Raw genomic sequence first — 26,309 nt, forward strand, 5'->3', positions numbered from 1 at the left:
GGGGCGGCGGCGGCTTCGACGGCGGCGGCGCCTCGGGCAACTGGTGACAGCACAAGGAACGAAGACAATGCCGAATCTCCGACGTGCCCTGCACCATATCGCCACCACGGCCAGCGCAGCCCGCAAGCACTTTCCAGCCGAAGCCCAGCAGCAGCTGCATGCAGCCGTGCATGCCGGCGAAGCCAGCCACCGCGGCGAGATCCGCGTGGTGATCGAAGCCAGCCTGCCGGTGGGCGATGCCTGGTCCGGCGTCACGCCGCGCGAGCGCGCCCGCTTCCTGTTTGGCGCGCTCGAGGTCTGGAACACCGCGGACCATACCGGCGTGCTGCTCTATATCAACCTGGCCGACCATGCGGTCGAGCTGCTCGCCGACCGCGGCATCGACGCCAGCGTGGGGCCCGCCACCTGGCGCGAGCTGTGCGACGAACTGGTGCTGGGACTCAGACAGGACCTGTCGGTACGGCCGGTGCTGGCCACGGTGGCGAGCATCCATGCACTGCTGGCCACGCACTTCCCCTCCGACGGCGGGCACAACCCGAACGAGCTGGACGACCGTCCGGTCTTTCTCTAGGGTCTGGCCGTTCGACCGCGCTCGGCCGCTTTGCCGGGGTTCGGTCGGCGATCCCGTGATTCGGCCCTCCGTCCCCCCCGGGGAATCATGCCCACCAGCTTGCTCAGCACTGCAGGCAATGAGCTGTTTTCATTGGCGAAACATACTTTTGCCCGATATGACGTCTGGCGCTCACAGGCTACGCTTGGTGAACAACTGCATTACAGCCAGTGAGGCGGAGCGCCCAGACTCCGCTGAAACAAGGGGATGCCATGCCAGAAAGCCCAGCGGACAAGGATCGGGGGAGCCCTGCGCCCAGAACAGACCTTCGAGAATTCCTCTTGGAGGCTAGTCTCAGAAGTGCCACCGCCGCACTGCTTGCAGGATTCGCGTACGCTGCTATTCGGCACTGGCTCGCTGACCCAACGCGAATTACCTTGCTGATGCTCGTGTTGGCAAATTGCCTGACCCTTGGCCTGTCTCTATTTGTCCGGGTTCCGAAGAGACGAGACTGGAATCCGGTCACAATCATCTGCTCGTTAGGCGCTTCATACTATTTCCTTGCAATTCAGCTGGCGCCAGGAGAGCGCCTGGTACCGGAAATACTTGGCGCGGGCCTGCAGGTCATAGGGATCACCTGGCAAATCTATGCAAAGATCTCGCTCCGTTTCTCGTTCGGGATACTGCCTGCCAATCGCGGAATCGTGTCGAGCGGGGCTTACCGATTCGTGCGACATCCGATCTACCTTGGCTACCTCATCGCTGACGTCGGCTTCGTGCTCACAAACTTTGGGCTGCAAAACTTGCTTGTCTATGCCGGGTTGTACGCGCTGCAGGCTGTGCGGATAAATCGCGAAGAAAAGCTGCTGTCCGACGACCCCGAATACTGTCGGTATCGCGAGAAAGTGCGATTCCGCGCGTTGCCAGGCGTGTACTGAGCGTGCCGAACCCTTCCTTGGGATTGGGGTAGGCCGCCAACCGCGGGCGACGACGCGAAGGGGATTCAGGTCGGGTCAGTCATCGTCAGCGAGGGCGGCGCGCACCCATCAGGTACCACACGGCCGCAGATATTTGCAGCGCCACCAGTCCGCCCCACGCCGTCAGGTGTGCAGCCTTAGGATAGTGTCCGGCCGTGGCGGGCCACAGATCCAACACCAGCCCCACACCCACCTGGCAGGCAAAGGTCGACAGGAACACGGTCAGCGTCAGTGCCGTGGTCGCCCTTCCGATCAGCGCATCCGGGAAACTACGCGCCAGCACCGCATAGGTCAGGATGCCGCTGGAGCCGAACACGCCATAAGCCACCCACAGCAGCACCGGCGGCAGCGGGACCTGCGCCATCAGCAGCAGCTGGACCACGATAAAGGCGGTCATGCCAGTGCCGGCAAAGGCATACAGGCTTACGCCGATACGCTCCAGGTGGCGCGCGGCCCAGCCCGCGCCGACGCAGCCGGCCATCATCGCGAAGCCGATCACCGAGACCAGTTGTGCGCTGCTGGCTGGATCGAAGCCGGGCACGTCGCGCAGGAACGCACCCACCCATAGCGTCTGCACCGCCATGAACACGCCCTGGTTGAGCAGTGTCAGCGGCACCACGCGCCAGAAACGTTCGCTGGCCAGGATCTGGCGCGTGCCGCGCAGCTGTTCGCGCAGGCTTTCCTTGCCGGCGCGCGGCTTGTCCGGCACGCCGAACCACAGCAGCACCGCCATCGCCAGCGATATGCAGGTCAGCCCCATGCTGACCGTGCGCCAGTCAGTCAATGACAGCAGCCACGACAGCGGCGCGCCGACCAGCACCGCGCCCAGGCCGCCGATGGCCATCACCACGCCGTTGAGCAAGGGCATGCGCGACAGCGGGAACCACATCGACAGCGCCTGGATGGTGGCGCCCAGGCACACCGACACGCCTACCCCGATCAGCAGCCGGCCGGCGGCCAGCCCGCCCATGCCGGGCGCCAGCGCGAACACCATCGAACCGGCCACCGCCACCAGCAGCATCACGGCCTCGGTGCGGCGCGGGCCGTAGCGGTCCAGCAGGATTCCCGCGGGCAACTGGGCGCAGGCGAAGCCGAGGAAGTAGAAGCTGGTGAGCAGGCCCAGGTCGCCGGCATTGAGCCCGAGCTCGCGCGTCAGGTTCGGCGCAAAGCCCAGGTTGACGCCGCGGAACAGATAGGACACCAGGAAGCCCAGCGAGAATACCGCCAGCACGCGCCAGCGGGCGCCGGCAGCAGCACCAGGGGCAAATCGCGCTTGCGAGGGCGCGGAAGACAAGTTTGAAGTCGTAGTCGTCATGATGGCCCGAATTGTCGTTCTTCCGGCAAACCAAAGCCAACGAAAGATACCCGCGGCAATTGTGAGTAGAATTTGACGGCCATGGCCAAATCCCCCGCCAAACCCGCCCAACGCCCCGTCCACCTGCCGCCGCTGCAAGCGCTGCGTGCGCTCGAAGCCGCCACGCGCCACCGCAGCTTCTCGCGCGCGGCCGAGGAACTGGCCCTGACGCACAGCGCCATCAGCCACCATATCCGCGCGCTCGAGACCAGCCTGGGCACCAAGCTGTTCCAGCGCACCGGCAGCCAGATGACCCCCACCAGCGTGGGCGCGCGGCTGGCGGAACAGGTGCGCGGCGCGCTCGACAGTATCGAAAGCGCGCTGCGCGAGGCCGGCAACAGCGCCGCGCCGCCGGTAACACGGCTGCAGGTCAGCGTGATGGCCGACCTGGCCAATGCCTGGCTGATCCGGCGCCTGCCCAGCCTGCACGCCCAGGTGCCGTCGCTGGACCTGCACCTGCGGCTGCATGCGGAGATCACGCCGCCCGACCCGTACAGCGTCGATGTCGGCATCTGGCACCAGCGCATCGACCTGCCCGGTTTTGAATGCCACAACCTGATCGAGGACCATGTGATCGCGGTGGCCAGCCCGGCGCTGCTGGCGCGCTACCCCGGCTTCACGCTGGCCGACGTGCCGCGCATGCCGATGCTGCGCTTTGCGTTGCGCCCGTGGCGCGACTGGCTCGAAGCCGCCGGCCTGCCAGGCGACGAGCCCGAACGCGGCCCGATCTTCCAGGATGCCGGCCTGATGCTGCAATCGGCCGTCGCCGGGCTCGGCGTAGCCACTGCGCGCGCCCAGCTGGCGCACGATTACCTGGCCAGCGGCGAACTGGTGCAGATCGGGCCCACCCGCATCCCGTCCAGCCTCCATTACTGGGTCACCTGGCGCGAAGGCAATCCGCGCGAGAAGGCCATCCAGCAGTTCCATGCCTGGCTGGAGGAACAGGTCCGGCAGGAAGCCGGCCACGTCCACCCTGGCGCCGACGGCAGCACGCCCGCCAAGCGGTTTCATGCATGAAATTGTTTGAGGCGCAGATGTTGGCAATACGAATCATTTTCGTCTAGACCAGTGAAATCAAGGGCTTGGCGGGTGCCGCAAGCCCTGCGATGGCCTGCCGTACGCGGTGCCGCGGCGTTGCCAGAGCGGTCCGAGTTTCACCAATGCAACCAGATCGCACACCGTGCCAGCGTCCGTGAAAAATCTACCCGCCCCATCCAAAGAGATGAGATACGGCCGGGCCCGCCCGGCGCCGCATCGTGCAAACGCTTGTCAACGCGTCGATTCCGTCCACCCAACCGCGCCCGCAACCGCGTGCGCGGCGCCAAAAGGCTGAAGACAACCGCGGCACGCCGGGGTGGCTACCGAGGTACAGAGTTCAAAACGTTGTAACGGAAATGAAACTACCTGGCAGCTTCACTCGCGTGCTGCATTCGAGCCCTGACGCCTGTCCGTTTGAAATTTTGCTCTCCCTCCTTCGGATGGGCATTGCCGGTGAAAAGTAGGTTTGTCGACACTCGCTTGCCACGCACTGTGATCCATGCGCCTAATTACCCGCTCGCCGAATGCTGCGCTGCAATATAGAAATCCCGCCAGATGTATCAGAAGCGGAACGTTATTGATCGCCAGCAATTGCCCAAGGTCAGCCGAAAATTTCCTTTTCCTTTTGTTATCAAAGGATTAGCCATATCTGGCACGTTCGTCGCACATATGTCCGCGCGAACAGAAGCCCGGAACAGGGGGACGTCTGAAACCGAAGCGGCAACACACTGGCACGCGTTCGCCGAAGATCAGTTTCAGGACGACCCCGCATCCCAGGGCGGGATTCGGACTGGCGCTGTAAGCGTGGGCCACGCGGCAGGAACTGGTCCGCATCGGCTGGCCAGGTGCAGGGGTCGTCGACAAGATTAGCGGAGGTCGTTCAGGAACACGGGCCGCAAGCGGACGAAAAGCGGCCCGTGGTACCTGGACTATGCGGCACGCCACGGCTGAACGGGGCGGCACGCAGACAACAAGCGGACGCATCGGCCGAGCCGGCGCATCCGGACAAGAAACGGGGTGAAGCAACAGCCTGCCATGCAGGCGATGCGAAGCGGCAGCCGCCGCGACCGATGCCAGGGAGGTGAGGTCGCGGCGGCGGCGAAAACGGGCCCACCGGCCCGCGCAACGCAGCGCCGCGGGCAGCAATTTTGGGAGAGCGCCAGGCCGTGGCATTGACATGTTGCGGCAGGCGCAAGCCTTAGAGCCAACGAAACCAGTGACCCGCAACAGCAGGCCACCGGCTTTGTAAAAGCAAAAGATCCGGGGAAATTTATGAGCGCGTACACCAACCGCCCGCTGCTGTACCTGTCGCAGCACCACGACGCCATGCTCTGCAGGTTGCTCGCACAGCGTGGCTGGAAGATCAGCTTCGCCTCCAACCTGCAAGACCTCCACGCGCTACCCCCGGGCAACCAGCCGCTTGCGGCGATGCTCGACCTGCAAGGCGGCTTCAGCGATGCCGACCTGGAATCGTTCGAGCCCTGGCTCTCGCTGCCGCATATCGGCTGGATCGGCATCATCGCCGGCCAGGAGTCCCTGACCGAATCCGCGCGCCGGCTGCTGGGCCTGTACTTCGTCGACTATTACACCGCACCGGTCCAGCACCCTCGCCTGGCGGAATCGCTCGGCCACGCGCTCGGCATGGCGCAACTGCGCCCGGGCGCGCAGCATGCCCGCCCCGGCACCGCACGCCCGGACGGCATGATCGGCAGCTGCCCGGCCATGCAATCGCTCTTCCGCGGTATCGAGAAGGTGTCGCGCTGGGACACACCCGTGCTGATCTCCGGCGAGTCCGGCACCGGCAAGGAACTGGCCGCTCATGCCATCCACCGCGCTTCGGAGCGGGCCTCGCGCCCCTTCGTCGCGGTCAACTGCGCGGCGATCCCTCCCACGCTGCTGATGTCAGAGCTGTTCGGCTATGAGCGCGGCGCCTTCACCGGCGCGACCAAGCGCAAGCCCGGCCGCATCGAGATGGCACAGGGCGGCACCCTGTTCCTGGATGAAATCGGCGACATGCCGATCGAAAGCCAGACCAGCCTGCTGCGCTTCCTGGAGACCGGCCGCATCGAGCGGCTGGGCGGCACGGAATCGGTGGAGGTCGATGTGCGCATCATCTCCGCCACCCATGTCGACCTGGAAGCCGCGATCGCCGCCGAACGCTTCCGCGGCGACCTCTACCACCGGCTGTGCGTGCTGCGCGTGCGCCAGCCACCGCTGCGCGAACGCGGCAGCGACATCCTGCTGATCGCCGAACACGTGCTGGACAACGTGCGCAAGCAGTCGCCGGCACGCATCCGCGGCTTTTCGCCGATGGCGCTGCGCGCGATCCAGCAGCACAACTGGCCCGGCAACGTGCGCGAGCTGATCAACCGCATCCGCCACGCCGCCGCCATGTGCGAAGACGGCGTGATCCAGCCCGACGACCTGGAGCTGGCCACCCCCGCCGACGACCGCCCGCTCACGCTCGCGGCCATCCGCGAAGCGGCCGAGCAGACCGCGATCGTCGAGGCGCTGCAGCGGCATCATGAACGGCTGATTGACGTGGCGGCAGAGCTGGGGATTTCGCGGGTGACGCTGTTCAGGTTGATGCGGGATTACAAGCTGCAGGTGAAGAAGGGGGACCTGGGGTTGATCTGCGTGCAGGGTTAGCAGCGGCATGTCAGCTTGCGGCAAACTCTCGGGCTCACGCAGCACCACGACAGGCGTATCCACGCGCCGCCACTGCCCGGCAGTCTGGCGCCATCTGTGCGCGCGATCAGAGGGACAGATGGTAAGGCCGGCGTTCACGTCCATGTGACCGCCGGTTACGGCCGCGTCAGTGGCGACGCCCCTTGGAACGGGCCTGCAAGCCGCACCACCCCTGGCCGAATGGCATCACTTAGTCTTGCTTGTTCGCGACCAGGGAGATGACTCTGGCCTCCCGCCCCGCGCGCTCTTGTGGGCGACGCGCCTGATAGCGTCGCTTGACCAGGTAAATCGGGCGCCCCTTCGATTCATCGTAGATGCGAGCAACATATTCACCCATTATCCCCAGGCCGATTAGCTGCAATCCGCCGACGAACAGCATCAGCGTGAGCACCGGCGCATAGCCCGGCATGTCCACGCCAGATATGAGGTTGCTGGCAACGATGTATATGCCGTAGCAGCCTGCAAGCACGGCGCTGCAAATACCCAGGTATGTCCAGCTGCGCAGCGGCACTGCGCTGAACCCGGCAACACCCTCGAGCGCTCGAACCCTTGGCCCCCAGTCTGGACGTCCAGTCCGGCCCGCGTTGCCGAAAGGCTGTTCATACTGCACGGTCACTGTGTTGAAGCCGACCCATGCAAGCAGACCCTTCATGAAACGGTGCCGCTCCGGAAGCTGCTTCAGCGCATTGACCACGGCACGGTCCAGCAATAGAAATTCGCCGACGCTCCTGGGGCTCTTCTGAGCCGATACATAATCCTGCAACCGGTAGCGGGCGATCCGGCCCAGTCGCTTCAAGACCGAGCCGTTTCCGCCCCCCTCGCATTGGGCAAGTACAACCTCCGCGCCTTGGCGCCACCGACGAACCAACGTCGGAATAAGCTCAGGCGGATCCTGAAGGCCGACATCGATCGGAATCACCGCGTCACCAATTGCCTCATCGATGCCGGCGGTCAGCGCCGCTTCTCTGCCAAAGCTGCGTGTCAGGTCCAGCACCCGTATCCTGGCGTCGCAGCGCGCCGCATCGACAAGCTTGGCCAGCGTGTCGTCCGAGCTGCCGTCGTTGACGCAAACGATCTCGCACTGCATGGCGGGAAGCAACTCCAGAATCGGCAGCACGCGCGCAAAGAATGCAGGCATCGCTGCCCCATCGTTGTAGCACGGCACCACCAGGGACAGCAGCCTGGCTTCATTGTCAGACATACTCTGCTTCCTCCCCGGCACGCACAGCAAGAAGCCTGGCTTCGATCCACGCGCCGAAAATTGTCATCAGCGGGAAAGCCCGGCACAGCGGCGCGACACGGACTCATGCTCTCCTCGCTCAGTGTTATCGCGCCATCTAGCAGAACGCAAGACGGCGAGCATCTTCCGCACAGGCACGACCGCCGTGAATCATCGGCACGATTTGCGATGTTTCTGCTCTGAATCACGCGGCTCCACCGGTCGACGAGCCACAAATACACAAGGATTGCAGCGAATCCCTCCGCCATTCCGGGCTCCGGCGGAGGGTCAAGGGAACCGATCGACGTTTCGTTCCAGAAACGCTGGCCCGACAGGCAGCGCCCTCGTCCATCAGACGGCCACATGTTGAGACCAGCCGCCGCAGGCTGCAATCGCCTCCTTCGTCTGCGGTATGCGCGGCACGCATCCGTTCGCGCCACATCATGCTTTTGGCTGAAGGGAAAGCCTCGTCCTGACCAACCGTGCGCGCGGCGTTGCAACGCGCCCTCATCCATTGGTCGCCCCATCCACATTGCCTTGTGCGGCGCGCGTTTCCAGCCGGCAACGAAGAGCGGCCAAAACACCGCTTCAGGGACGACAGGACCGGATCCGGGCACGCCCCGCTTTCCGAAAAGCCTTATGGCAGAACGGTTTCGCATGGGCTGGCCCGTGGATTGCCTATGTCCTGGCAACGCAGCAACGCCATCAGGATCGAATTGCCGCGATGCCGGCGCAACTGGCCGGCACTAAGAACGATACGGGGAGCTTCACCATGCCTGCCGTCCGCCAACCCGCGCTGCCGCACCGGAACGCTTGCCACGCTGGCACTGCCCGCATTGGCCCCAGCGCACCGTTTCGCCGCATGGCCCGCATGGGGCATGCACAACATGCGGCGCGATGCATGCACGCCTCTGCGGAACGCCGGTTGCAGGCGCGCAGCCCACAGGGTTCGCGCGGCGGACCCGGCCGCTGGCCGTTCCACGCATGCGCGATCTGCGCACCGCCCTGCTGCCGCGTTTCCCGGCATTGATATCCGGTGCCGGTGTTGCCTGATCCGTAATTCCGTAGTTCCGTAGTCCTGCAGTGCTTGTTCCCAAAACCAAAGGAGTTAGTCATGCAAAATCTGACCACCATGCTCAAGCAATTCATCCGTGATGAAGACGGTGTGACCGCCATTGAATATGGCCTCATTGCCGCGCTCATTGCAGTTGTCATCATCGGGTCGGTCCAAATCGTCGGTACGCAATTGGACGCTACGTTTACCGCGATTGGCACGGCTCTGACAGCCGCCAACTAGTAGCGGGTGCAAGCGCATGGCGGGCCTCTGCCGGGCCGCCATGCAGTCGGCACTGCGCCCAACACCCCACGATGTATCACCGGAGACGCCAAATGCAGAAGTTCCTCACCCGCATTAGGGACCTGTTGCACGAAGACAATGGCGTCTCCTCCATCGAATACGCATTGCTCGGCATGTTGATTGCGATGGCCATCATCGGCTCCGCCATCACGCTCAGCGATACCTTGAAATCGACGTACCAGTTGATCGCCGCCAGGATGCCTTGACGCATGCGACCAACGAACTCCCTGAACACCACCCGAGCTACCAGCCCATATCGCCATGCAAGCCGCCACTGCCCTCGCCCCCCTCGTCGGCCCCGCCACGATCGGCATCGTGCTCACAGCCGCGGCCATCGACCTGGACCGGCGCCGCATTCCCAACTGGCTCACCTTCGGCGCCTGGATCACCGCACTGCCCGTGCTGGCAGCCATTCACGGCCTCGCTGCCGGGTCGCTGGCGTGGCTCTGTGGCTGGACGGTGGGCCTGGTGCTGTTTCTGCCCTTCTATCTAATGCGCGGCATGGCGGCCGGCGACGTCAAGTTGATGGCAGCCGTGGGCGCCTGGCTTGGCGTAAGCATGGTGCTGAAAATCGCGTTGGCAACCTGCGTGATTGGTGGGGTCTGGGCACTGGTACTGCTGCTCGCCACAGGACAAGGACGCGCGACCCTCACCCGCGTGGGCCACATGCTGATCGCCACCCTGGTGCCTGGTTCCCGGCCGGTGCAACCTCAAGCCGGGGCTTCCGCCGGCTCCATACCCTACGGCGTAGCGATTGCCGCCGGGACGCTGACCATGCTCTTTGCCGGCACATGACACGAGCGACACAACGCGCCGGCCAGCCACAGGCGCCTTCAGGAATGAGAACACACTGACCAGAAAACAGGGGACGGCAATGAACGAGCATCACGACACAGGTCACGCACCGCGGCTCCTCGAGCCCGTCGCGACCAGCAGAAGTGCCCATGCCGAACATGGCACGCTGCCGCTGCCGCCATGGCACGTCCTGCCGCGCACCATCGCCGACACCGGCCTGGAGATCGCGCAGTTGCTCGGGCTGCTGATGAAGGCCGCCTACCAGCACCGCACCGTCACGCTGGCGGTACTGACCGACACGCTCAAGCTGCCGGCCCTGGTGGTCAATGAAGTTGCCGCGGTGGCCGTGCGCGAGCGCCTGCTTGAAATCGCGCACCGCGGCGCCAGCGACCTGGATGTGCGCTTCCGGCTCACTGATGCCGGCTATACCCGCGCGGCGGAAGCATCGGCGCGCTGCAGCTATGTCGGTACGGCGCCGGTCACGCTGGATGCGTACCTCGATGCCATCAAGCGCCACTCGGTCAATCATGCTTCGGTGACCAAGGCGGACGTCACCGCAGCCTTCCATGACCTGGTGATCCCGGTCCACCTGCTCGACGCGATCGGCATGGCGCTGAACACCTGCCGCGCGCTGATGATCTATGGCCCGGCCGGCAGCGGCAAGACCTACCTGGCACAACGACTTGGCACGCTGCTGCCCGGCGCAGTACCGGTGCCGCACGCGATCACCGTGGCCGGCGAGATCATCCAGGTGTTCGATCCGCTGGTCCACGTGCCGTTCGACGACAGCCAAGCCTCGCTGGCGCGCCGCTCGCTGGACCGCCGCTGGGTCCTGTGCCATCGCCCGGTGGTACTGTCGGGCGGCGAGCTGACTCTGTCCATGCTGGACCTGCGCTATGACCGCACCTCCGGCTTCTACCAGGCGCCCCCGCACATGAAGGCCAACAACGGCATCTATATCGTCGATGACCTGGGCCGGCAGATGGTCGGCGTCACCGACCTGCTGAACCGTTGGATCGTGCCGCTGGACCGCGGCATCGACATGTTCACGCTGCAGACGGGCGTGCGTTTCTCGGTGCCGTTTGATGTCTGGCCGGTGTTCTCGACCAACCTCGAACCGTCGGCGCTCGAGGACGACGCCTTCCTGCGCCGGCTTGGCAGCAAGCTCTATGTGGGCCCCCTGTCCGTGGACGACTACCGCGAGGTCTACCAGCGCACCGCCGCCAACTTCGGGCTGGCCAGCACGGATGCGATGTTCGACTTCCTGGTGGACAGCCTGCACTACGCCAGCGATACGCCGCTGCTGGCCTGCATTCCGCGCGACCTGCTGCGCCTGGTGGATTCGGGCGTGCGCTACCACGGGCAAGCCGCGCAGGTCACAGAGGCCGGCCTGGTGGCTGCCTGGCAGAGCTACTACGGACTGCGTACCTCGGCCGACGCCATGCCGCCACCTGGCGCCGCCCATCGATGGTCGGACGATCACCGCGCCGCAAGCTGAACTGCACCACCGAATACTCGGACAACTGTAGGGGAGAGTCATCATGAAGAACACACGTGCAATCCTGATGCTGTTGATTGCCCTCGTCGCCGGCGTGGCGGCGGTGGTGTCGGCGTCGCGATGGCTGATCCAGCAGTCATCCAGTTCGGTCAGGCAGGTGGTGGTTGCGGCCAACGACCTCAACCTCGGGCAGCCGCTCAACGGCAGCCAGTTGCGGCTGGTCAGCTGGCCGGCGGGCAGCGTGCCGCCGGGTGCGTTCGAAGACCTCAAGGTGCTGGAGGGCCGCGTGGTGCGCACCAGCCTGCAGCGCGGCGAGCCGGTCCTGGACGCCAAGCTGGCACCGGTCGGCACCAAGGGTGGCCTCTCGGCGGTGATCAATGACGGCAAGCGCGCCATCACGGTCCGCGTCAACGATGTGGTGGGTGTGGCCGGCTTTGCGCTGCCGGGCAACCACGTCGACGTGATCGTCAATACCAACGAAGAAGCGAAGACCACGCAGAACAGCAGCATCTCCAAGATCGTGCTCGAGAAGATCCTGGTGCTGGCGGTAGCGCAGCAGGTCAGCCGCGACGACACCCAGCCCAAGGTGGTCAATGCGGTGACGCTGGAAGTCACGCCCGAGCAGGCCGAGAAGCTGGACGTGGCGCGCAGCGTGGGCACCCTGTCGCTGGTGCTGCGCAACCAGATGGACGTGGCCGACATCAACACCGGCGGCGCCACCAAGGGCACGCTGCTCGGCAAAGCGCCGGAAGCTCCCGTCAAGGTTGTCACCCAGACGGCGACGCGCACTGTGGTGAAGACCCGCACCGTTGCCGCGCCAGCCCGCTCCGGCAATTGCATCGGCGTACTGGCAGGCATGCAGGGCGGCATCGAGTGCTTCTGACCACGTTCCACACAGCATCCAACGAATTCTGAGCTGCAACACAGCCTCTCCGGGGGGAGATTCAAAATGAACCAGAAACGATCCGAAGCTGCAGGCGGCACCCGCATCCTGGTGCTGGCCGCCTTCCTCTGCACGCCGCTGGCAGTTGCGGCACAGGCCGCCATCGAGGCCGGCAACCTGACCAGGGCGACCGCGCCCGCTGCCGCCAAGGCGCCCCAGGGCCCGGCGCAAATGACCATCAGCATGACGCACGGAGCGGCCGCGCCGGCCACGTCGGCCCCGCCCGTACCGCCCGCGGAGGCGCGCGGCCCCAACTGCACTGGCGCGATCCGCAGTGAGTCCAGCGTGATGGTGCCGGTCGGCAAGTCGCAGCTGATCACGCTGCAGGAGCCGGTACGCAACCGCACACTGGGCAACCCCAGCGTGGTGCAGGCCACCATGGTGTCGCCGCAGACACTCTACGTGCTGGGCCGCGCGGTGGGCACCACCAACATGATCGTGCAGGGCCGTAGCGGCAGCTGCAGCATCATCAACGTGGTGGTCAATGCCGATGCCGGTGGGCTGCAGACTTCGCTCGGGCAACTGCTGCCGGGCGAGCCCGGCATCCGCGTGATGACGGCCGCCGACAACCTGGTGCTGACCGGAAGCGTCACCAACGCGCAGTCCGCGCAGCAGGCCATGGACATCGCTCAGGCGTATGCCAACGCTGCGCAGGGCGACGGCAGCAAGAACGGGAACGGAAACGGGAACGGCAACAAAAAAGGCGGCGTGCTCAATATGCTGTCGGTCGACAGCCCGCAGCAAGTGATGCTGGAAGTCAAGGTGGCTGAGGTTTCCAAGACACTGCTGAACCAGCTCGGCTCGACGGTGAACCTGCAGGGCGGCTTTGGCTCCTGGAGCGGCGGGCTGGTGACGTCGCTGCTGACCGGTGCCTCGACTGCGATCTTCGCCAGCAAGGCCAACAACCGGCCATTCGACATCGCCCTCGATGCGCAGAAGAACGACAGCCTGGTCAAGATCCTGGCCGAGCCCAACCTGGTCACGATCAGCGGCCAGGAGGCCAGCTTCCTCGCCGGCGGCAAGATCTACATCCCGGTGGCGCAGAGCAATGCGATCGGCGGCAACGCGACCATCACGCTGCAGGAAGAAGAATTTGGCGTGGGGCTGAAGTTCACGCCTACCGTGCTGGCCAACGGCCGCATCCACCTGAAGGTGTCGCCCGAAGTGTCGGAGCTGTCGCCCACCGGCGCCACCGTGCGCGGCAGCAGCCTGACCGGCCAGACCGTGCTGCCGGTGATCACCACGCGGCGCGCCTCCACCACCGTGCAGATGCGCGATGGCGAGAGCTTTGCCATCGGCGGCCTGCTGACGGACAGCGCGCGCGGCTCGCTCAAGGCGGTGCCGGGTGCCGGCGAGGTGCCGGTGCTGGGCACGTTGTTCCGCAGCACGCAGTACCAGCAGGACCTGACCGAGCTGGTGTTCATCATCACGCCGCGCCTGGTCCAGCCGATGCAGACCAGCAACTACCCGCTGCCGACCGACAGCTTCTCCACGCCGAACCCGCTGTCGCTGTACTTCATGGGCAATATGGAAGGCAGCGGCAAGCGTCCGCCGCAACCCGCGCCGGCACCGTCGCAGCCCGCCGCACCGGCCGCAGCGCCTGCCACGCCGCCCACGGCACCGCGCAGCGAAGGCGCGCCCGGCACCTCGGTCTCGGCCGTGCCGAATGGCAAGCCGCTGGATGAGCCCGTGCCGGCCGCCCGGGAACCAGCTGCCGCTACCAATACGCGCCCTGTCCTGCCAGCCCCGGCGCCCGCCCGCAACACGGCGGCCGCGCCGCCGGCCGAGGACACCACAGCGCGCATCGCCCGCATCGAAGCCACCGCCGCCCGCCTGGCCCAGGCCAGGGCCGCGGCCACGGCCGGCCGCACCGCCTCGGGCGGCAACTGATCCGCCGCGCCACCAGCAGAATCGGAGAACGACCATGAGCAAGACACTGAAGCTTTCGCGCGGCGCCGCCGTCCTGACGCTGGGCAGCCTGGCCTGCCTGGGGCTGTCGGCCTGCATGACCTCGACGCCCGTGTGGGACGGCCAGCGCGGTGTGGCACTGGCCACCGTCACGCAGATGCAGATCATCAATCCTGACGCGCCCGCCGGGCTGCCCACCGTCACCGGAACGGACGGCAAGACGGCCGTGGCGGCGATGAGGAACTTCGACCGTTCGCTGTCAAAAGGCCAGCAAGGCGGCACGCCCGCCATGACGATCGACTTCGGCGCCGGCGGCTATGGCGGCGTGGGCATGGGCGGCGGCGGCTCACGCTGAGCTCAGTGCTCATGGAGTGAGGTTCGGAGATGACTGAAAACTGGAGATGACACCATGCTGAAGATCCTGATCACATCCGAAGACGCCGACCGCCTGGCAGAGATCAACCGGCTCAGCGTCGTGGTCGGGAACTTCCAGGCCATGTTGCTGCAGGAGGGCCTGGCTCGCTTCCCGTTCCATGCCAACCGTCTGCGCATGGCCGATCTGCTGATCCTGGAGCTGCCCGCCATCGGACCTACCCAGATGCAGGCCATCGAAACCCTGCGCCAGCAGCATCCCGATCTGCCATGCATCCTGATCACGCAGGCGCCGGGCTCCGACGTGCTGATCAAGGCCATGCGCGCCGGCATCCGCGACGTGTTGTCGTGGCCGCTGGACAAGGGCCAGCTGGCTGAGGCGCTCAAGCGCGTGGAAGCGACCCACGTGCCGCGCGTGCACGAGACCGCGCAGGTGATTTCCGTGATCTCCTGCAAGGGTGGCGCAGGCACCAGCTTCGTGGCTGCCAACCTGGCCGACGCGCTGGTCAGGCACCAGGGTAAGCGAGTGCTGGTGGTGGATCTGAACCGGCACTTCGGCGACCTCACCCATATCGTCAGCGACAAGACCCCGCCCTCTACGCTGCCCGACATCTGCGGTCAGATAGACCGGATGGACGCCTCCTTCCTTGATGCCTGCCTGGTCCACGTGGAGAAGGGCTTCGACCTGCTCGCCGGAGCCACGGATCCCGTCAAGGCCACGCAGATCCAGAAGGACAAGCTGGAGTGGATCCTCTCCGTGATGCAGCCCAACTACGACTTCGTCGTCTTCGACATCGGCCAGAGTATCGACCCCTTGTCGATCAGCGTGCTGGACCAAAGCGACCGCATCTGCGTGGTGGCCGAGCCCACGGTCGCCTTCGGGCGTCCCGGCCGCCGCCTGGTCGACATCTTGCGCGCGCTGCACTACCCGGCGGACAAGATTCAGCTGGTGCTGAACCGCACCGGCCGCAAGAACGAGGTACCGCGCGCGACGATGGAGGAAATCTTCGGCATGAAGGCGGCGATTTCCCTGCCCGACGACCCCTCGGCAGTGGAAGAAGCCGTGAGCCATGGGGAGCCTGTTGCCAAGCTGAGCCGGCGTAGCGCCATTGCACGCGCGCTGCAGTCCTTGTCCACGCAGCTGTTGGCCACGCCGGAACCCGAGCGCCGTAGCCGGCCTGAACCCGTATCACCGCTGCGCCGGCTGATGCTGCGCGCGAAGAGTACCTGATTGCAGCCGGCCTGGTCCGGTCAACAGATTCCGACTTGAAGGAGCCCAACATGTCAATCCGCGAACAGCTGGCTGGTGCCGGCCCCGCACTCATCGCCAACGGCCACGCCGCGATCCAGTTTTCAGCATCCGCGAGGCCGACGTCATCGGGCTATCACACCCTCAAGCGCGATGTGCATGAAACCGTGCTGGACCGGGTAGAGCTTGAGCGGCTGGCGCGCTATCCGCAGGAGCAGGTAAGGCAGGAGATCGCCACGCTGGTCAACCTGATCATCGACGAGCAGAAGGTGCTGCTCAACGACAGCGAGCGCCGCCAGCTGACGGTGGAGATCTATGACGAGATGTTTGGCTTCGGCCCTCTGGAGCCGCTGCTGAAGGATCCCACGGTGTCGGACATCCTGGTCAACACCGCGCGCCAGACTTATGTGGAACGACGCGGCAAGCTGGAACTGACCGACGTGCTGTTCTACGACGACGCGCACCTGATGAAGGTGATCGAGAAGATCGTGTCGCGCGTGGGCCGCCGCATCGACGAGACCAGCCCGATGGTGGACGCGCGCCTGCCGGACGGCTCGCGCGTCAATGCCATTATCCCGCCCTCTGCAATCGACGGGCCGCTGCTGTCGATCCGGCGCTTCTCCGTGAATCCGCTGCAGGTGTCCGACCTGGTCGATCTGCGCAGTCTGACGCCGCCGATGGCGCAGCTGCTGCAGGCGCTGTCGCAGGCCAAGGTCAACGTGCTGGTGTCGGGCGGCACCGGCAGCGGCAAGACCACGCTGCTGAACATCCTGTCGGGCTTTATCCCCGAGGACGAACGCGTGGTCACCATCGAGGACGCGGCCGAACTGCAGCTGCGCCAGCCCCATGTACTGCGGCTGGAAACGCGCCCGCCCAATATCGAAGGCAAGGGCGAGATCACGCAGCGCGCGCTGGTGCGAAATGCCCTGCGGATGCGCCCGGACCGCATCATCCTGGGCGAAGTGCGCGGCGGCGAGGCGCTGGACATGCTCAACGCGATGAACACCGGCCACGAGGGCTCGCTCACCACCATCCACGCCAACACGCCGCGCGATGCGCTGACGCGCCTGGAGAACATGGTCAGCATGGCCGGCCTGACCATGCCGGCCAAGGCCATGCGGCAGCAGATCGCCTCGGCCATCACGGTGATCGTGCAGGCGGCGCGCATGAACGATGGGCGCCGCAAGATCGTCAGCATCCAGGAGATCACCGGCATGGAGGGCGACATCATCAACATGCAGGAGATCTTCGCGTTCCAGCGCACCGGCGTGGACAAGGACGGCACGGTCCGCGGCCATTTCCGCGCCACGGGGGTGTACCCGAAGTTTGCCGAGCGGCTGCGGGTGTTTGGCGTGGGACTGCCCGATGAGACCTACGACCCGGCAAAGCGCTACGAAGTCTGAGCCTGCAACGGACAAACACAACGAACACCACCGGGGAGACACACATGAGCATGATCTTCTATGCCTTCGGCATCCTGCTGTTCGTGGCCGTGGTGCTCTGTGTCGAGGGCATCTACCTGTGGTGGAACAGCACGCACGGCCCGGCGGCAAGGCGCATCGAGGCACGGCTCCGGGCGCTGTCCGCGGGTGGACAGGTCAGCGCTGAGCAGCTATCGATCCTGAAGAAGCGGCTGCTGTCCGGATCGCCACGCATGCAGCGCTGGTTGATGAGCGTGCCCCGCATCGGCGCGCTGGACCGCTGGCTGGAACAGTCCGGCAGCAGCTGGTCGGTAGGGCAGCTGCTGGGTTACTGCGCGATGGTAGGGCTGTGCACGGTCGCGCTGATCCCGCTGGTGCCGGTGCCTGTGCCGCTGATGCTGGGCGGCGCGGCGCTGGCCGCCCTCCTGCCGGTGCTGCATGTGGTGCGCCTGCGCGGCAAGCGGCTCAAGCAGATGGAGGCGCAACTGCCGGATGCCGTCGATATGATCAGCCGTGCGCTGCGCGCCGGCCACTCGTTCAGCGGCGCGCTCGGCATGGTCGGACAGGAGATGAAGGCGCCGATCGGGCCGGAGTTCCGCACCACCTTCGAGGAGATCAACTACGGCGTGGCGCTGGACGAGGCCATGACCAACCTCGCCATCCGCGTGCCGGTGGGCGACCTGCGCTACTTCGTGATCGCGGTGCTGATCCAGCGCGAAAGCGGCGGCAACCTGGCGGAGATCCTCGACACCATCGGCACCATGGTACGCGAGCGCCTGAAGCTGTACGACAAGATCCGCGTGCTGTCGGCGGAAGGCAAGATGTCCGCGTGGGTGCTGGGCCTGCTGCCTTTCTGCACCGCGGGGATGGTCATGGTGGTCAATCCGGGCTTCATGGAGGTGCTGTGGAAAGACCCGATTGGCTTGAAGATGGTCGGCGGCGCGCTGATGTCGATGGCCTTTGGCGTGCTGTGGATGCGCAAGATCATCCGCATCCACGTATGAGGCCCCAAAGCCGGGACGGAAGAAACGCAGGGTCTCAACATGCAGGGCCGGACAGCTATCCTGACGGGAGTCCATCATGCAAGGCATTATCCAGGGGTTTCAGGCAGGCCAGTTTGTCGTGCTGGCGCTGATTTTTGTGGCGGCGTTCGGCACGGTGTTCGGCGTGCTCTATGTGTTCTCGCCGAACCGCATGCGCGGCCGGGCGGAGCAGCTCGCCGGCCAGGCGGGGCAACCCGGCGCGGACCGGGGCAGGCAGCAGGCGCTGGTCGAGAAGCTCGTGCAATGGTCGCAGCCCGTATCGCGGCTGTCGCTACCCAAGGAAGGCTGGGAAAACTCGCAGCTGCGCGTGCGCTTCATGAACGCCGGATGGCGCAACGCCGGCGCCGCGCCGCTGTACTTTGGCGCCAAGACGGTGCTGGCCATCACGCTGCCGATGATCGGGCTGGTGGCAGTAGGCGGGCGTCCGGGGTTCCAGGACCAGTACATGATGTTCTCGCTGCTCGCGGTGCTGGGCGCCATCGGCTACTACCTGCCGAATGTCGTGCTGGCGCGCAAGCTGTCGCAACGCCAGCGCACGGTGTTCGAAGAGTTCCCGGACGTGATCGACCTGCTGACAGTCTGCGTGGAAGCCGGCCTCGGGCTTGATGCCGCGCTGATGCGCGTGGCCGACGAGTTGGCGCTGCGCTGCCCGGTGCTGGCCGATGAGCTCCAGCTGATGCTGCTGGAGCTGCGCTCAGGTTTCTCCAAGGAAAAGACACTGTCGAACCTGTCGCTGCGCACCGGAGTAGAAGACGTCGACAAGTTTGCCTCCATGCTGATCCAGGCGGACCGGTTCGGCACCAGCCTGGGCGAGTCCCTGCGCGTGCTGTCCGACATGCTGCGCACCAAACGCCGCATGCTGGCCGAGGAGCAAGCCGCCAAGATCGCGCTCAAGCTGCTGTTCCCGCTGATCTTCACCATCTTCCCGTCGCTGTTGCTGGTGCTGCTCGGGCCAGCCTTTATCCAGATCTATCGCGTCCTACTGCCGACCATGGCCGGACAGGGAGGGTAATACTTCCGGGAAACCGCGATCGTTTCCCCCGGCTGTCTCCCGGTGCAATGCCGGCTAGACAGTCACTTGCCCGGACCTGGTTCCGGGCTTTTTTGCTTTTCGGTGGGATCCGCGGGACTTGACCTGACGGGCTGGCTTATTAAGAATGCAGGCAACCGCCTGCCGCCGTAGCGGCCCATGCAGCGAGCCCCAAGCGCCTCCGGAGTCCCGATGAAGCTACGCATCCTGAGCGACCTCCACATCGAGCACAACATGCCGCAGTCCGTGCCCGCCTGCGATGCCGACATCGTGGTGCTGGCCGGCGACATCGCCAACGGGCGCGACGGCATCGACTGGGCTGCGCGCACCTTCAGCCAGCCGGTGGTCTACGTGCCGGGAAACCACGAATACTACGAAAGCAACTTCGAGACGGTGGATCGCCTGATGGCGGAAGCCACCGAAGAGCACCCAGGCATACAAGTGCTCAATGGCGCTGTGGCCGAATTCAACGGCGCACATGGACGCGTACGCATCATCGGCACCACCTGGTGGACGGATTACACGCTGTTCGGCACGGACCGGCGCGAAGACGCGATGCAGGCTTGTGCGGCGGTGATGCTGGACCACCGGCTGATCGAACTCCACGGCGACGACGGCCGTCCGCGCCATTTCATGCCACAGGACGCACTGGCACGCCACCAGGCAGCATCGGACTGGCTGGCGGCGCAACTGGCACAACCCTACGATGGCAGGACCGTGGTGGTCACTCACCACGGTCCTGACCTCGGCAGCCTGGACCCGCGCTACTCGCACGACCTGGTCTCCGGCGGCTTCCTGTCGCGCCGGCCCGACCTGGTGGCGCAGGCGGACCTGTGGATCCACGGCCATACCCACACCAGCTTCGACTACTGCATCGACGATTCGCGCGTGGTCTGCAACCCGCGCGGCTACGTCAGCCGCCGCACCGGCGAGCTGGAAAACAAGTGTTTCGACTGGTGCTGCATGGTCGAGGTCTGAAGCGGTGCCATCCTCTTATGGCTGGCTGACGGAGCCGCAGCACAGGTGCTGTGGTAGGCCACGGTCGAATTCCGACCAGCCGCCGGGCCACAAAAGAAAGAACCCCCGCGGACACCGGCGGGGGCTTTCTGGACCAGGATTTTCAGCTGTCGCAGACAGCGCTACTACCCGCGTCCTGTCCCATGATCTCCCTGGGAAGGTAAGTCAGGAATCCGGGTACAGCCAGGCTGGAGAATCCGACCCAGGCCGCCGGAGAGACCGGGGAAACGGCCAATCCCGTCACGCTGACAGCGACTCCCGTGCAGGATGCGCTGTCGCAACTGGCGCTCAGTCCGTTTGCGTCGTACCAGTTGACAGAGACATTGGCAGATTTGAGACTTGGCAGAATTTCCTGCATTCGGTTGAGCACTGATGGCGATCCTCTGCCACAGACAACCGCTTGCCTCGCTCCCCACCGGGTGGCTTCTGCGACGGCATTCCACGTATACAGCACCCGTCCGAACTCCAATATGCCAAGCAGTAACCCAAAGAAGAGCACTGCCGCAATGGCGAATTCCACCGCTGTCGCACCTCGCTGACGCCTATTCATAAGCCTGCCTCATCGTAGCTGAGATATCGCTGAAGGAAATCGACGTAAGTGAATCGCTGCCGCCGGTATAAAACCGCGTAAATCCGAGCAGGTCCAGGATAGGCGTGAACGTATAGCCGGAAATCCGGACCGTCACAGTATTGATTGCAGGACTGGCGCCCTGGCCCATATTGGAAGCGCATGCCGGATCCGCGGCGTCGCAGACGCTTACCATGCTGGTTTTCAGGCCAGGCGCCAGGGTCGGCTGACCGTCGGTAGCCACCGGCGTACCGTACACGACCAGTTGCTTCGCCATAGCGTGCGCAGCCGCGTTGCCCGCCGCCTGCGTACTCAGGTAGCGGGCCGCATCACGGACTGATTTGGCCAATGTGTTGTACGTGTAGATTGCCCGGCCGAACTCAGTGACGGCGAAGCAGATCGCCAGTAGTAAGGAAATTGTGATGGCGAGCTCGACGAGCGCCACACCTTTTTGTCGCTTCTTCATTGATTTCCCCTACTGGACAAGCGCCGGGATCATGGGGCCGAAATTGCCACCGGCCAGGCCGTTGGTCGTGCACGGGCTACTGACCGTCGCCGCATTACCCAGGTATTCGAACTGAACCGTTTCAGTAGGTCCGCTGATCGGCTGCAGCATGAGCATGCAGGCGAAGTCCACAACTTTCGAAGCCGTCGATATGACTGGCACGATCACAAGGCGGCGACTCATCCCCAGCTTTGCATGATCGCCATTGGCGCCTGGCACAGCCAGATCCTTGTAGCCGCCTTTCATGTTCAGGTTGGTGATCGTGTCGCCGGCCTGGACATCCGTGCCCGTATCCGCGTAGCTTGCGAACGTCAGCCGCTTGGTCTTGAAATTGGTCGCAGTCGGGTCAGTACCACCTGATGAACCGGAATATGCCTGCTTGCCATTCGGCCAGTTCGTGGTGGTGTAGGCATATCCCGTAAAGTCCGGCCGCATGAGCGACATGTCGCCGTTGTTCTTGTAGATGCCAAAGCGGCTGTTCCACTGGTCATCCACGGCGACCTTCGCCCCAGGGGTCCGGAGCGTATCTTCGACCTTGGAGTTGCAGTACCCGACGGCCATCTCTTGTTTTGTCTCGTTGGCGTTAGTGGATCCATCGAGGTTGTACCAGCCCATTTCCCCGGGAGCGGCCGTCCTGGTGCCGTCGTAAAGCACAGTTACCCATTCACCAATCGCAAATCCATAGTCAGGGGCGATAGCCCCCGCTTTGGGAAGCAAGCCAACAGGGATGGGACAGGTGCTCTGGGCATGAGTGCGGGTGGCAACACCGACGGCAGCAACAGCATTGCTGGAGGGGCCTCCGACCATCTGGATCAGGTAGGCCGAAATCCCGCTCGTAAGATGATCGCATTTCACGTAGCGCGCGTTGGCAACAGGCGTGAAGGTCGAGCTGTAGGATCCGTTGAGCGTATCGCTGAAGGTGACGTCAGTGTCGACGAGGGCCGCCGAGCCCTTCTGGTACCTGACTTTGTTGGCGTTCCCAGCTGTCAGCCCAGCGCTCGTAGCCCGTGTCAGGGCGTCCGCAGCGCCATCGAGTTCCTGCGCCGCGGCCAGCGCGCAGCTATCGACGGCCGACTGTAGCTCGGTCTTCGCGACAAACATGCCCCCAAGGTCGATGACCAGACCGGCCATGCCTAGCAACACGGCCAGGGTCAGGCCCACGATCGGAAGAATGACCCCTTTTGCCTTCTTTTTGCTATACGTGGACATATGCATCGCCCTTGGATAAGAGACATGAGCACCCAGCTTGGGCGGATAACGGGAATAGCCTCACAGGTCTGCTGTCATTGCCGAGGTCCACGGCTGCGAGCGACACACTTAGGCGTCCGGCTGACTACACCGGGAACATCCCGATACCTGGCTTCGTACATGCATTCTTGGTCATGCCAACGGCAATTGGTATCGGCCCAATGGCGGAATCAGTAGGTAGGGACACAGCCTGGAGAGGGCACGCTGGACGACTCGCCAGGATATTGCAGCCCCTGACCAGCGAGTCCGGCTTCCGGCCCAATGCCGATGCAAATCGGCATGCCTCGCCTCAATGGTGCGATCAAGGTCACTTACCGGGCTCAGAAGCCTGCTTGCTATGCCTGCTCGGCTCTACAAGCGCGTGGAAAAGGCTGCCTGCTGCACAGAGGTGTGTTACAGATTTGACTCATACCTCGGCCACCAATTGAGCGTCATGCGGCCAACAGGCGGATGACGCTCTCCGTGAGTCCGGCACCAAAGCAAGGGCTCTCGCGAGCGGCTTCCCCTTCAGTTGTAGTTGAAATTGACCGTTGCCACGCTGTCGACCGTGCCTGGCGTGACCGGGCCTACCCGGTAGTACCTCACCCCCAACGGAATGGCCATGGTCATTGCCGCGCCGACATTGCCCATGCCGACATCGGCGTTGAGCGGCAGCGGGGTGCCCGCCGGGCCGCCATTCAGCATCTGCAGGCCAACGCCTTGCGCCGAGCCGTTGTTCCGCAGGACGCTGCCCACGGCGGTGGCATCGCCGCTGATGTTCATCGTGACGATCGACTGGGTGACGCAATTCTCGAGAGTGAGCCCGAATCTCGTCGCGCCCGCGGTCGAGCCGATGGTGGGCAGGGACGAGGCGCTGATCTTGGGCAAGGTAATGACCTGGTTCGCCGTGCCGGCGCTGAGGTTGCAGCTTGGCGGAATGAAGCGGAAGGTCACTGTCGAAGTCATTTGCTCGCCGAACTGGGCCGTCCACGGCCCCGGTCCCGAGCCCCCCGTCCAGCTGTCCTGGTAGCCGAAGCGCATCAGGCTGTCACTGAACGTGCCGCTGGTCAGCACCGTGCTGGTCCGCACCAGGTCCAGCCGGAACCGGAAGGTCTGGGTCGAGGTGCCCAGCGGCATCGTGCAAGGCACCCCGCCCGAAGCCGCCCCCATGCAGTTGGCGCCGAAGTTGTCGCCGCCGTTGGTGCCGTAGCTGGTCGGTGCAATCAGGTTGCCGTCGGGCATGTACATGCGATAGCCCAGTCCCGGCATGGCGGTGGCAAAGGTCTGCTGCGAGATCGAAGTCGCCACCAGTGGCGTCTGCGGCGTGTAGTTCAGGGCCCAGCCATTGGTAGATGGATGCCGCAGTCCGGTGTCGTCGCACGTCACCGTTACGGTAATGGTGGCGCTGGAGATCACCTGGCCGATGCCGGTGGTCTTGCTGATGCTCACCGTGGCCGGCAGGAACGGCGAGGTCACGGTGGTTCCCATGCAGGCAGCATGCGCCTGGGCGTATGCCAGGCACATGAGTGCCGCGCAGGCAAGCACCGAAGGCACGCGCCTGATGCGCGCGGTGGCATGAACCAGCCAGCGTCGTGGCGATGTAGTGATTTCGTTTTCTATGGCAGCCATGCTAGGAGGTGGGTTGATCCGGGATTTGCCCGCGGGTTCAATAGGCGGCGATTAGAAATGTAGCCGGCGCCTTCCGCTCCACAAATAGGGCAAGCCTTAGATCAGGGTGAGAGTTTTCTGCACTCGTGCATGGCAAGGCGCGAGCGTCGCGCTGCCCGGAACGAAAAAACCCCCGCGGGCTCGCACCCGCGGGGGTTTTCCAAGACAGCCTGCCCGTGAGGGCAGTCGGTCGGCGATGAATTACATCATGCCTTCCATGCCGCCCATGCCGCCCATGCCGCCCGGCATTGCCGGAGCCGATTCTTCCTTCGGCGATTCGGCAACTGCGCAGTCGGTGGTCAGCATCAGCGAAGCCACCGAAGCGGCGTTCTGCAGTGCGGTGCGGGTGACCTTGGTCGGGTCCAGCACGCCCATTTCCACCAGGTCGCCGTACTCGCCCGAAGCGGCGTTGTAGCCGTAGTTGCCCTTGCCTTCGATAACCTTGGCAACGACCACCGAAGCTTCTTCACCGGCGTTCAGCACGATCTGGCGCAGCGGCTCTTCCATGGCGCGCAGCACGATCTTGATACCGGCGTTCTGGTCGGCGTTTTCGCCGGTCAGTGCCGAGATCGCAGCGCGGGCACGCAGCAGGGCCACACCACCGCCGGGGACGATGCCTTCTTCCACCGCAGCGCGGGTGGCGTGCAGGGCGTCTTCCACGCGGGCCTTCTTTTCCTTCATTTCGACTTCGGTGGCAGCGCCAACCTTGATCACGGCAACACCGCCGGCCAGCTTGGCCACGCGCTCTTGCAGCTTCTCACGGTCGTAGTCCGAGGTCGCTTCTTCGATCTGGGCGCGGATTTGCTTGACGCGGCCTTCGATCGCAGCTGCGTCGCCGGCGCCGTCGATGATGATGGTGTTTTCCTTGCCGATCTCGATGCGCTTGGCCTGGCCCAGGTCGTTCAGGCCAGCCTTTTCCAGCGTCAGGCCGATTTCTTCAGCGATGACGGTGCCGCCGGTCAGGATGGCGATGTCTTCCAGCATGGCCTTGCGGCGGTCGCCGAAGCCCGGAGCCTTGACGGCGGCGGTCTTCAGGATGCCACGGATGTTGTTGACCACCAGGGTCGCCAGGGCTTCGCCCTCGACGTCTTCAGCGACGATCAGCAGCGGGCGGCCGGCCTTGGCCACTTGCTCCAGCACCGGCAGCAGGTCGCGGATGTTGCTGATCTTCTTGTCGAACAGCAGCACGAACGGGTTGTCCAGCTGGACAACCTGCTTTTCCGGGTTGTTGATGAAGTACGGCGACAGGTAGCCGCGGTCGAACTGCATGCCTTCCACGACTTCCAGCTCGTCGGCCAGCGACTTGCCGTCTTCAACCGTGATCACGCCTTCCTTGCCGACCTTGTCCATGGCTTCGGCGATGCGCTCACCGATGGAGGTGTCGCTGTTGGCCGAGATCGCGCCAACCTGGGCGATTTCCTTGCTGGTGGTGGTGGGCTTGCTGACCTTCTTCAGCTCTTCCACGGCGGCGGCAACAGCCTTGTCGATGCCGCGCTTCAGGTCCATCGGGTTCATGCCGGCGGCAACGAACTTCATGCCTTCGCGCACGATCGACTGGGCCAGCACGGTAGCGGTGGTGGTACCGTCACCGGCGTTGTCGCTGGTCTTGGAAGCCACTTCCTTGACCATCTGGGCGCCCATGTTCTGCAGCTTGTCCTTCAGCTCGATTTCCTTGGCCACGGACACGCCGTCCTTGGTCACGGTCGGGCCGCCGAAGCTGCGCTCCAGCACCACGTTGCGGCCCTTCGGGCCCAGGGTCACCTTGACTGCGTTGGCGAGGATGTTCACGCCTTCGACCATCTTGGCACGTGCGGCGTCGCCGAACACTACGTCTTTAGCTGCCATTCTTGAATCTCCTGAAATCTGTACGGGGTGGCGGTCA

At 64.7% G+C, this 26,309-nt stretch carries 23 protein-coding genes; 16 read left to right on the forward strand and 7 right to left on the reverse strand.

The annotated features are described in order from the left end of the window. The first annotated feature begins 67 nt into the window (after positions 1 to 67). Both AC3WRR_RS20065 and AC3WRR_RS20070 read left to right on the forward strand, forming a co-directional pair. Complete coding sequence (locus AC3WRR_RS20065) at positions 68 to 571, forward strand: TPM domain-containing protein (RefSeq protein WP_010813021.1); 504 nt, start codon at positions 68 to 70, stop codon at positions 569 to 571. A gap of 422 nt (positions 572 to 993) precedes the next feature. Further along, positions 994 to 1,488, forward strand: coding sequence for a methyltransferase family protein (locus AC3WRR_RS20070; RefSeq protein ID WP_439669008.1), 495 nt, complete (start codon positions 994 to 996; stop codon positions 1,486 to 1,488). An 85-nt stretch (positions 1,489 to 1,573) separates the two neighbouring features. On the opposite strand, the gene AC3WRR_RS20075 is transcribed toward AC3WRR_RS20070, so the two are convergent. Beyond that, complete coding sequence (locus AC3WRR_RS20075) at positions 1,574 to 2,842, reverse strand: MFS transporter (RefSeq protein WP_439668618.1); 1,269 nt, start codon at positions 2,840 to 2,842, stop codon at positions 1,574 to 1,576. Positions 2,843 to 2,923: 81 nt separating this feature from the next. On the opposite strand from AC3WRR_RS20075, the gene AC3WRR_RS20080 reads away from it, so the two are divergent. Further along, positions 2,924 to 3,898 carry a LysR substrate-binding domain-containing protein gene (locus AC3WRR_RS20080; protein WP_010813023.1) on the forward strand — a complete coding sequence of 325 codons (975 nt, stop codon included), beginning with the start codon at positions 2,924 to 2,926 and terminating at the stop codon, positions 3,896 to 3,898. A 1,293-nt stretch (positions 3,899 to 5,191) separates the two neighbouring features. Then, a complete protein-coding gene (locus AC3WRR_RS20085; RefSeq protein WP_492297919.1) occupies positions 5,192 to 6,568 on the forward strand; it encodes a sigma-54 dependent transcriptional regulator in 1,377 nt (458 codons plus the stop codon). A gap of 229 nt (positions 6,569 to 6,797) precedes the next feature. Here the strand turns inward: AC3WRR_RS20085 and AC3WRR_RS20090 are convergent, their stop codons facing one another. Continuing rightward, the gene (locus tag AC3WRR_RS20090; protein WP_439668616.1) at positions 6,798 to 7,808 is read right to left on the reverse strand and encodes a glycosyltransferase family 2 protein; all 1,011 of its coding nucleotides are present in this window, start codon (positions 7,806 to 7,808) and stop codon (positions 6,798 to 6,800) included. 1,132 nt (positions 7,809 to 8,940) lie between these two features. Here AC3WRR_RS20090 and AC3WRR_RS20095 point away from each other — a divergent pair. From AC3WRR_RS20095 to AC3WRR_RS20150, 12 genes are all read left to right on the forward strand, one after another. Beyond that, complete coding sequence (locus AC3WRR_RS20095; RefSeq protein WP_454750207.1) at positions 8,941 to 9,123, forward strand: Flp family type IVb pilin; 183 nt, start codon at positions 8,941 to 8,943, stop codon at positions 9,121 to 9,123. Positions 9,124 to 9,215: 92 nt separating this feature from the next. Beyond that, the gene (locus tag AC3WRR_RS20100) at positions 9,216 to 9,389 is read left to right on the forward strand and encodes a Flp family type IVb pilin (protein WP_454750206.1); all 174 of its coding nucleotides are present in this window, start codon (positions 9,216 to 9,218) and stop codon (positions 9,387 to 9,389) included. A 55-nt stretch (positions 9,390 to 9,444) separates the two neighbouring features. Further along, positions 9,445 to 9,978, forward strand: coding sequence for an A24 family peptidase (locus AC3WRR_RS20105; RefSeq protein WP_454750205.1), 534 nt, complete (start codon positions 9,445 to 9,447; stop codon positions 9,976 to 9,978). Positions 9,979 to 10,057: 79 nt separating this feature from the next. After that, entirely contained in the window at positions 10,058 to 11,476 is a 1,419-nt protein-coding gene (locus AC3WRR_RS20110) for a DUF8689 domain-containing protein (RefSeq protein ID WP_439668612.1), read from the forward strand. A gap of 43 nt (positions 11,477 to 11,519) precedes the next feature. Then, positions 11,520 to 12,359 (forward strand): Flp pilus assembly protein CpaB, encoded by an 840-nt coding sequence (cpaB, locus tag AC3WRR_RS20115; protein ID WP_439668611.1) that lies wholly within the window; start codon positions 11,520 to 11,522, stop codon positions 12,357 to 12,359. A 66-nt stretch (positions 12,360 to 12,425) separates the two neighbouring features. Next, positions 12,426 to 14,309, forward strand: a complete 1,884-nt coding sequence (locus tag AC3WRR_RS20120; RefSeq protein WP_492297922.1) for a type II and III secretion system protein family protein — start codon at positions 12,426 to 12,428, stop codon at positions 14,307 to 14,309. Between the two features lie 34 nt (positions 14,310 to 14,343). Then, positions 14,344 to 14,682 (forward strand): hypothetical protein, encoded by a 339-nt coding sequence (locus AC3WRR_RS20125; protein WP_454750202.1) that lies wholly within the window; start codon positions 14,344 to 14,346, stop codon positions 14,680 to 14,682. A gap of 54 nt (positions 14,683 to 14,736) precedes the next feature. Beyond that, the gene (locus tag AC3WRR_RS20130) at positions 14,737 to 15,930 is read left to right on the forward strand and encodes a CpaE/TadZ family protein (protein WP_454750201.1); all 1,194 of its coding nucleotides are present in this window, start codon (positions 14,737 to 14,739) and stop codon (positions 15,928 to 15,930) included. Between the two features lie 50 nt (positions 15,931 to 15,980). After that, positions 15,981 to 17,351 (forward strand): TadA family conjugal transfer-associated ATPase, encoded by a 1,371-nt coding sequence (locus AC3WRR_RS20135; RefSeq protein WP_492297925.1) that lies wholly within the window; start codon positions 15,981 to 15,983, stop codon positions 17,349 to 17,351. 44 nt (positions 17,352 to 17,395) lie between these two features. After that, the gene (locus AC3WRR_RS20140) at positions 17,396 to 18,373 is read left to right on the forward strand and encodes a type II secretion system F family protein (protein ID WP_454750199.1); all 978 of its coding nucleotides are present in this window, start codon (positions 17,396 to 17,398) and stop codon (positions 18,371 to 18,373) included. 76 nt (positions 18,374 to 18,449) lie between these two features. Beyond that, complete coding sequence (locus AC3WRR_RS20145) at positions 18,450 to 19,424, forward strand: type II secretion system F family protein (protein ID WP_454750198.1); 975 nt, start codon at positions 18,450 to 18,452, stop codon at positions 19,422 to 19,424. Between the two features lie 210 nt (positions 19,425 to 19,634). Further along, positions 19,635 to 20,420: a metallophosphoesterase gene (locus AC3WRR_RS20150; RefSeq protein WP_439668604.1), complete on the forward strand. Its 786-nt coding sequence runs from the start codon at positions 19,635 to 19,637 to the stop codon at positions 20,418 to 20,420. Between the two features lie 142 nt (positions 20,421 to 20,562). Here AC3WRR_RS20150 and AC3WRR_RS20155 read toward each other — a convergent pair whose 3' ends face one another. The 5 genes from AC3WRR_RS20155 to groL all read right to left on the reverse strand — a co-directional run bounded on the left by AC3WRR_RS20155 (position 20,563) and on the right by groL (position 26,272). Beyond that, on the reverse strand, positions 20,563 to 21,009 hold the full coding sequence (locus AC3WRR_RS20155) for a TadE/TadG family type IV pilus assembly protein (protein ID WP_439668603.1): 447 nt from the start codon (positions 21,007 to 21,009) through the stop codon (positions 20,563 to 20,565). After that, the gene (locus AC3WRR_RS20160; protein WP_439668602.1) at positions 21,002 to 21,493 is read right to left on the reverse strand and encodes a TadE/TadG family type IV pilus assembly protein; all 492 of its coding nucleotides are present in this window, start codon (positions 21,491 to 21,493) and stop codon (positions 21,002 to 21,004) included. Before AC3WRR_RS20160 ends, AC3WRR_RS20155 begins: the two co-directional genes overlap by 8 nt. A gap of 9 nt (positions 21,494 to 21,502) precedes the next feature. Further along, entirely contained in the window at positions 21,503 to 22,741 is a 1,239-nt protein-coding gene (locus AC3WRR_RS20165) for a pilus assembly protein TadG-related protein (RefSeq protein ID WP_439668601.1), read from the reverse strand. Positions 22,742 to 23,287: 546 nt separating this feature from the next. After that, a complete protein-coding gene (locus tag AC3WRR_RS20170; RefSeq protein ID WP_492297929.1) occupies positions 23,288 to 24,247 on the reverse strand; it encodes a fimbrial protein in 960 nt (319 codons plus the stop codon). Positions 24,248 to 24,628: 381 nt separating this feature from the next. Then, positions 24,629 to 26,272 carry a chaperonin GroEL gene (gene groL, locus AC3WRR_RS20175; protein WP_010813046.1) on the reverse strand — a complete coding sequence of 548 codons (1,644 nt, stop codon included), beginning with the start codon at positions 26,270 to 26,272 and terminating at the stop codon, positions 24,629 to 24,631. Positions 26,273 to 26,309 lie beyond the last annotated feature (37 nt).

It is taken from the genome of Cupriavidus sp. FW305-3-2-15-C-LB2 (genome assembly GCF_058787575.1).

Excerpts from the sequence above, each read along its gene's own strand:
- AC3WRR_RS20155 (WP_439668603.1), bottom strand. The coding sequence starts at position 21,009 with ATGAATAGGCGTCAGCGAGGTGCGACAGCGGTGGAATTCGCCATTGCG.
- AC3WRR_RS20070 (WP_439669008.1), top strand. The coding sequence starts at position 994 with ATGCTCGTGTTGGCAAATTGCCTGACCCTTGGCCTGTCTCTATTTGTC.
- AC3WRR_RS20145 (WP_454750198.1), top strand. The coding sequence starts at position 18,450 with ATGCAAGGCATTATCCAGGGGTTTCAGGCAGGCCAGTTTGTCGTGCTG.
- groL (WP_010813046.1), bottom strand. The coding sequence starts at position 26,272 with ATGGCAGCTAAAGACGTAGTGTTCGGCGACGCCGCACGTGCCAAGATG.
- AC3WRR_RS20065 (WP_010813021.1), top strand. The coding sequence starts at position 68 with ATGCCGAATCTCCGACGTGCCCTGCACCATATCGCCACCACGGCCAGC.
- AC3WRR_RS20130 (WP_454750201.1), top strand. The coding sequence starts at position 14,737 with ATGCTGAAGATCCTGATCACATCCGAAGACGCCGACCGCCTGGCAGAG.
- AC3WRR_RS20150 (WP_439668604.1), top strand. The coding sequence starts at position 19,635 with ATGAAGCTACGCATCCTGAGCGACCTCCACATCGAGCACAACATGCCG.
- AC3WRR_RS20090 (WP_439668616.1), bottom strand. The coding sequence starts at position 7,808 with ATGTCTGACAATGAAGCCAGGCTGCTGTCCCTGGTGGTGCCGTGCTAC.
- AC3WRR_RS20075 (WP_439668618.1), bottom strand. The coding sequence starts at position 2,842 with ATGACGACTACGACTTCAAACTTGTCTTCCGCGCCCTCGCAAGCGCGA.
- AC3WRR_RS20165 (WP_439668601.1), bottom strand. The coding sequence starts at position 22,741 with ATGTCCACGTATAGCAAAAAGAAGGCAAAAGGGGTCATTCTTCCGATC.
- AC3WRR_RS20105 (WP_454750205.1), top strand. The coding sequence starts at position 9,445 with ATGCAAGCCGCCACTGCCCTCGCCCCCCTCGTCGGCCCCGCCACGATC.
- AC3WRR_RS20110 (WP_439668612.1), top strand. The coding sequence starts at position 10,058 with ATGAACGAGCATCACGACACAGGTCACGCACCGCGGCTCCTCGAGCCC.
- AC3WRR_RS20080 (WP_010813023.1), top strand. The coding sequence starts at position 2,924 with ATGGCCAAATCCCCCGCCAAACCCGCCCAACGCCCCGTCCACCTGCCG.
- AC3WRR_RS20095 (WP_454750207.1), top strand. The coding sequence starts at position 8,941 with ATGCAAAATCTGACCACCATGCTCAAGCAATTCATCCGTGATGAAGAC.
- AC3WRR_RS20100 (WP_454750206.1), top strand. The coding sequence starts at position 9,216 with ATGCAGAAGTTCCTCACCCGCATTAGGGACCTGTTGCACGAAGACAAT.
- AC3WRR_RS20085 (WP_492297919.1), top strand. The coding sequence starts at position 5,192 with ATGAGCGCGTACACCAACCGCCCGCTGCTGTACCTGTCGCAGCACCAC.
- AC3WRR_RS20125 (WP_454750202.1), top strand. The coding sequence starts at position 14,344 with ATGAGCAAGACACTGAAGCTTTCGCGCGGCGCCGCCGTCCTGACGCTG.
- AC3WRR_RS20120 (WP_492297922.1), top strand. The coding sequence starts at position 12,426 with ATGAACCAGAAACGATCCGAAGCTGCAGGCGGCACCCGCATCCTGGTG.
- AC3WRR_RS20135 (WP_492297925.1), top strand. The coding sequence starts at position 15,981 with ATGTCAATCCGCGAACAGCTGGCTGGTGCCGGCCCCGCACTCATCGCC.
- AC3WRR_RS20160 (WP_439668602.1), bottom strand. The coding sequence starts at position 21,493 with ATGAAGAAGCGACAAAAAGGTGTGGCGCTCGTCGAGCTCGCCATCACA.
- AC3WRR_RS20140 (WP_454750199.1), top strand. The coding sequence starts at position 17,396 with ATGAGCATGATCTTCTATGCCTTCGGCATCCTGCTGTTCGTGGCCGTG.
- cpaB (WP_439668611.1), top strand. The coding sequence starts at position 11,520 with ATGAAGAACACACGTGCAATCCTGATGCTGTTGATTGCCCTCGTCGCC.
- AC3WRR_RS20170 (WP_492297929.1), bottom strand. The coding sequence starts at position 24,247 with ATGGGAACCACCGTGACCTCGCCGTTCCTGCCGGCCACGGTGAGCATC.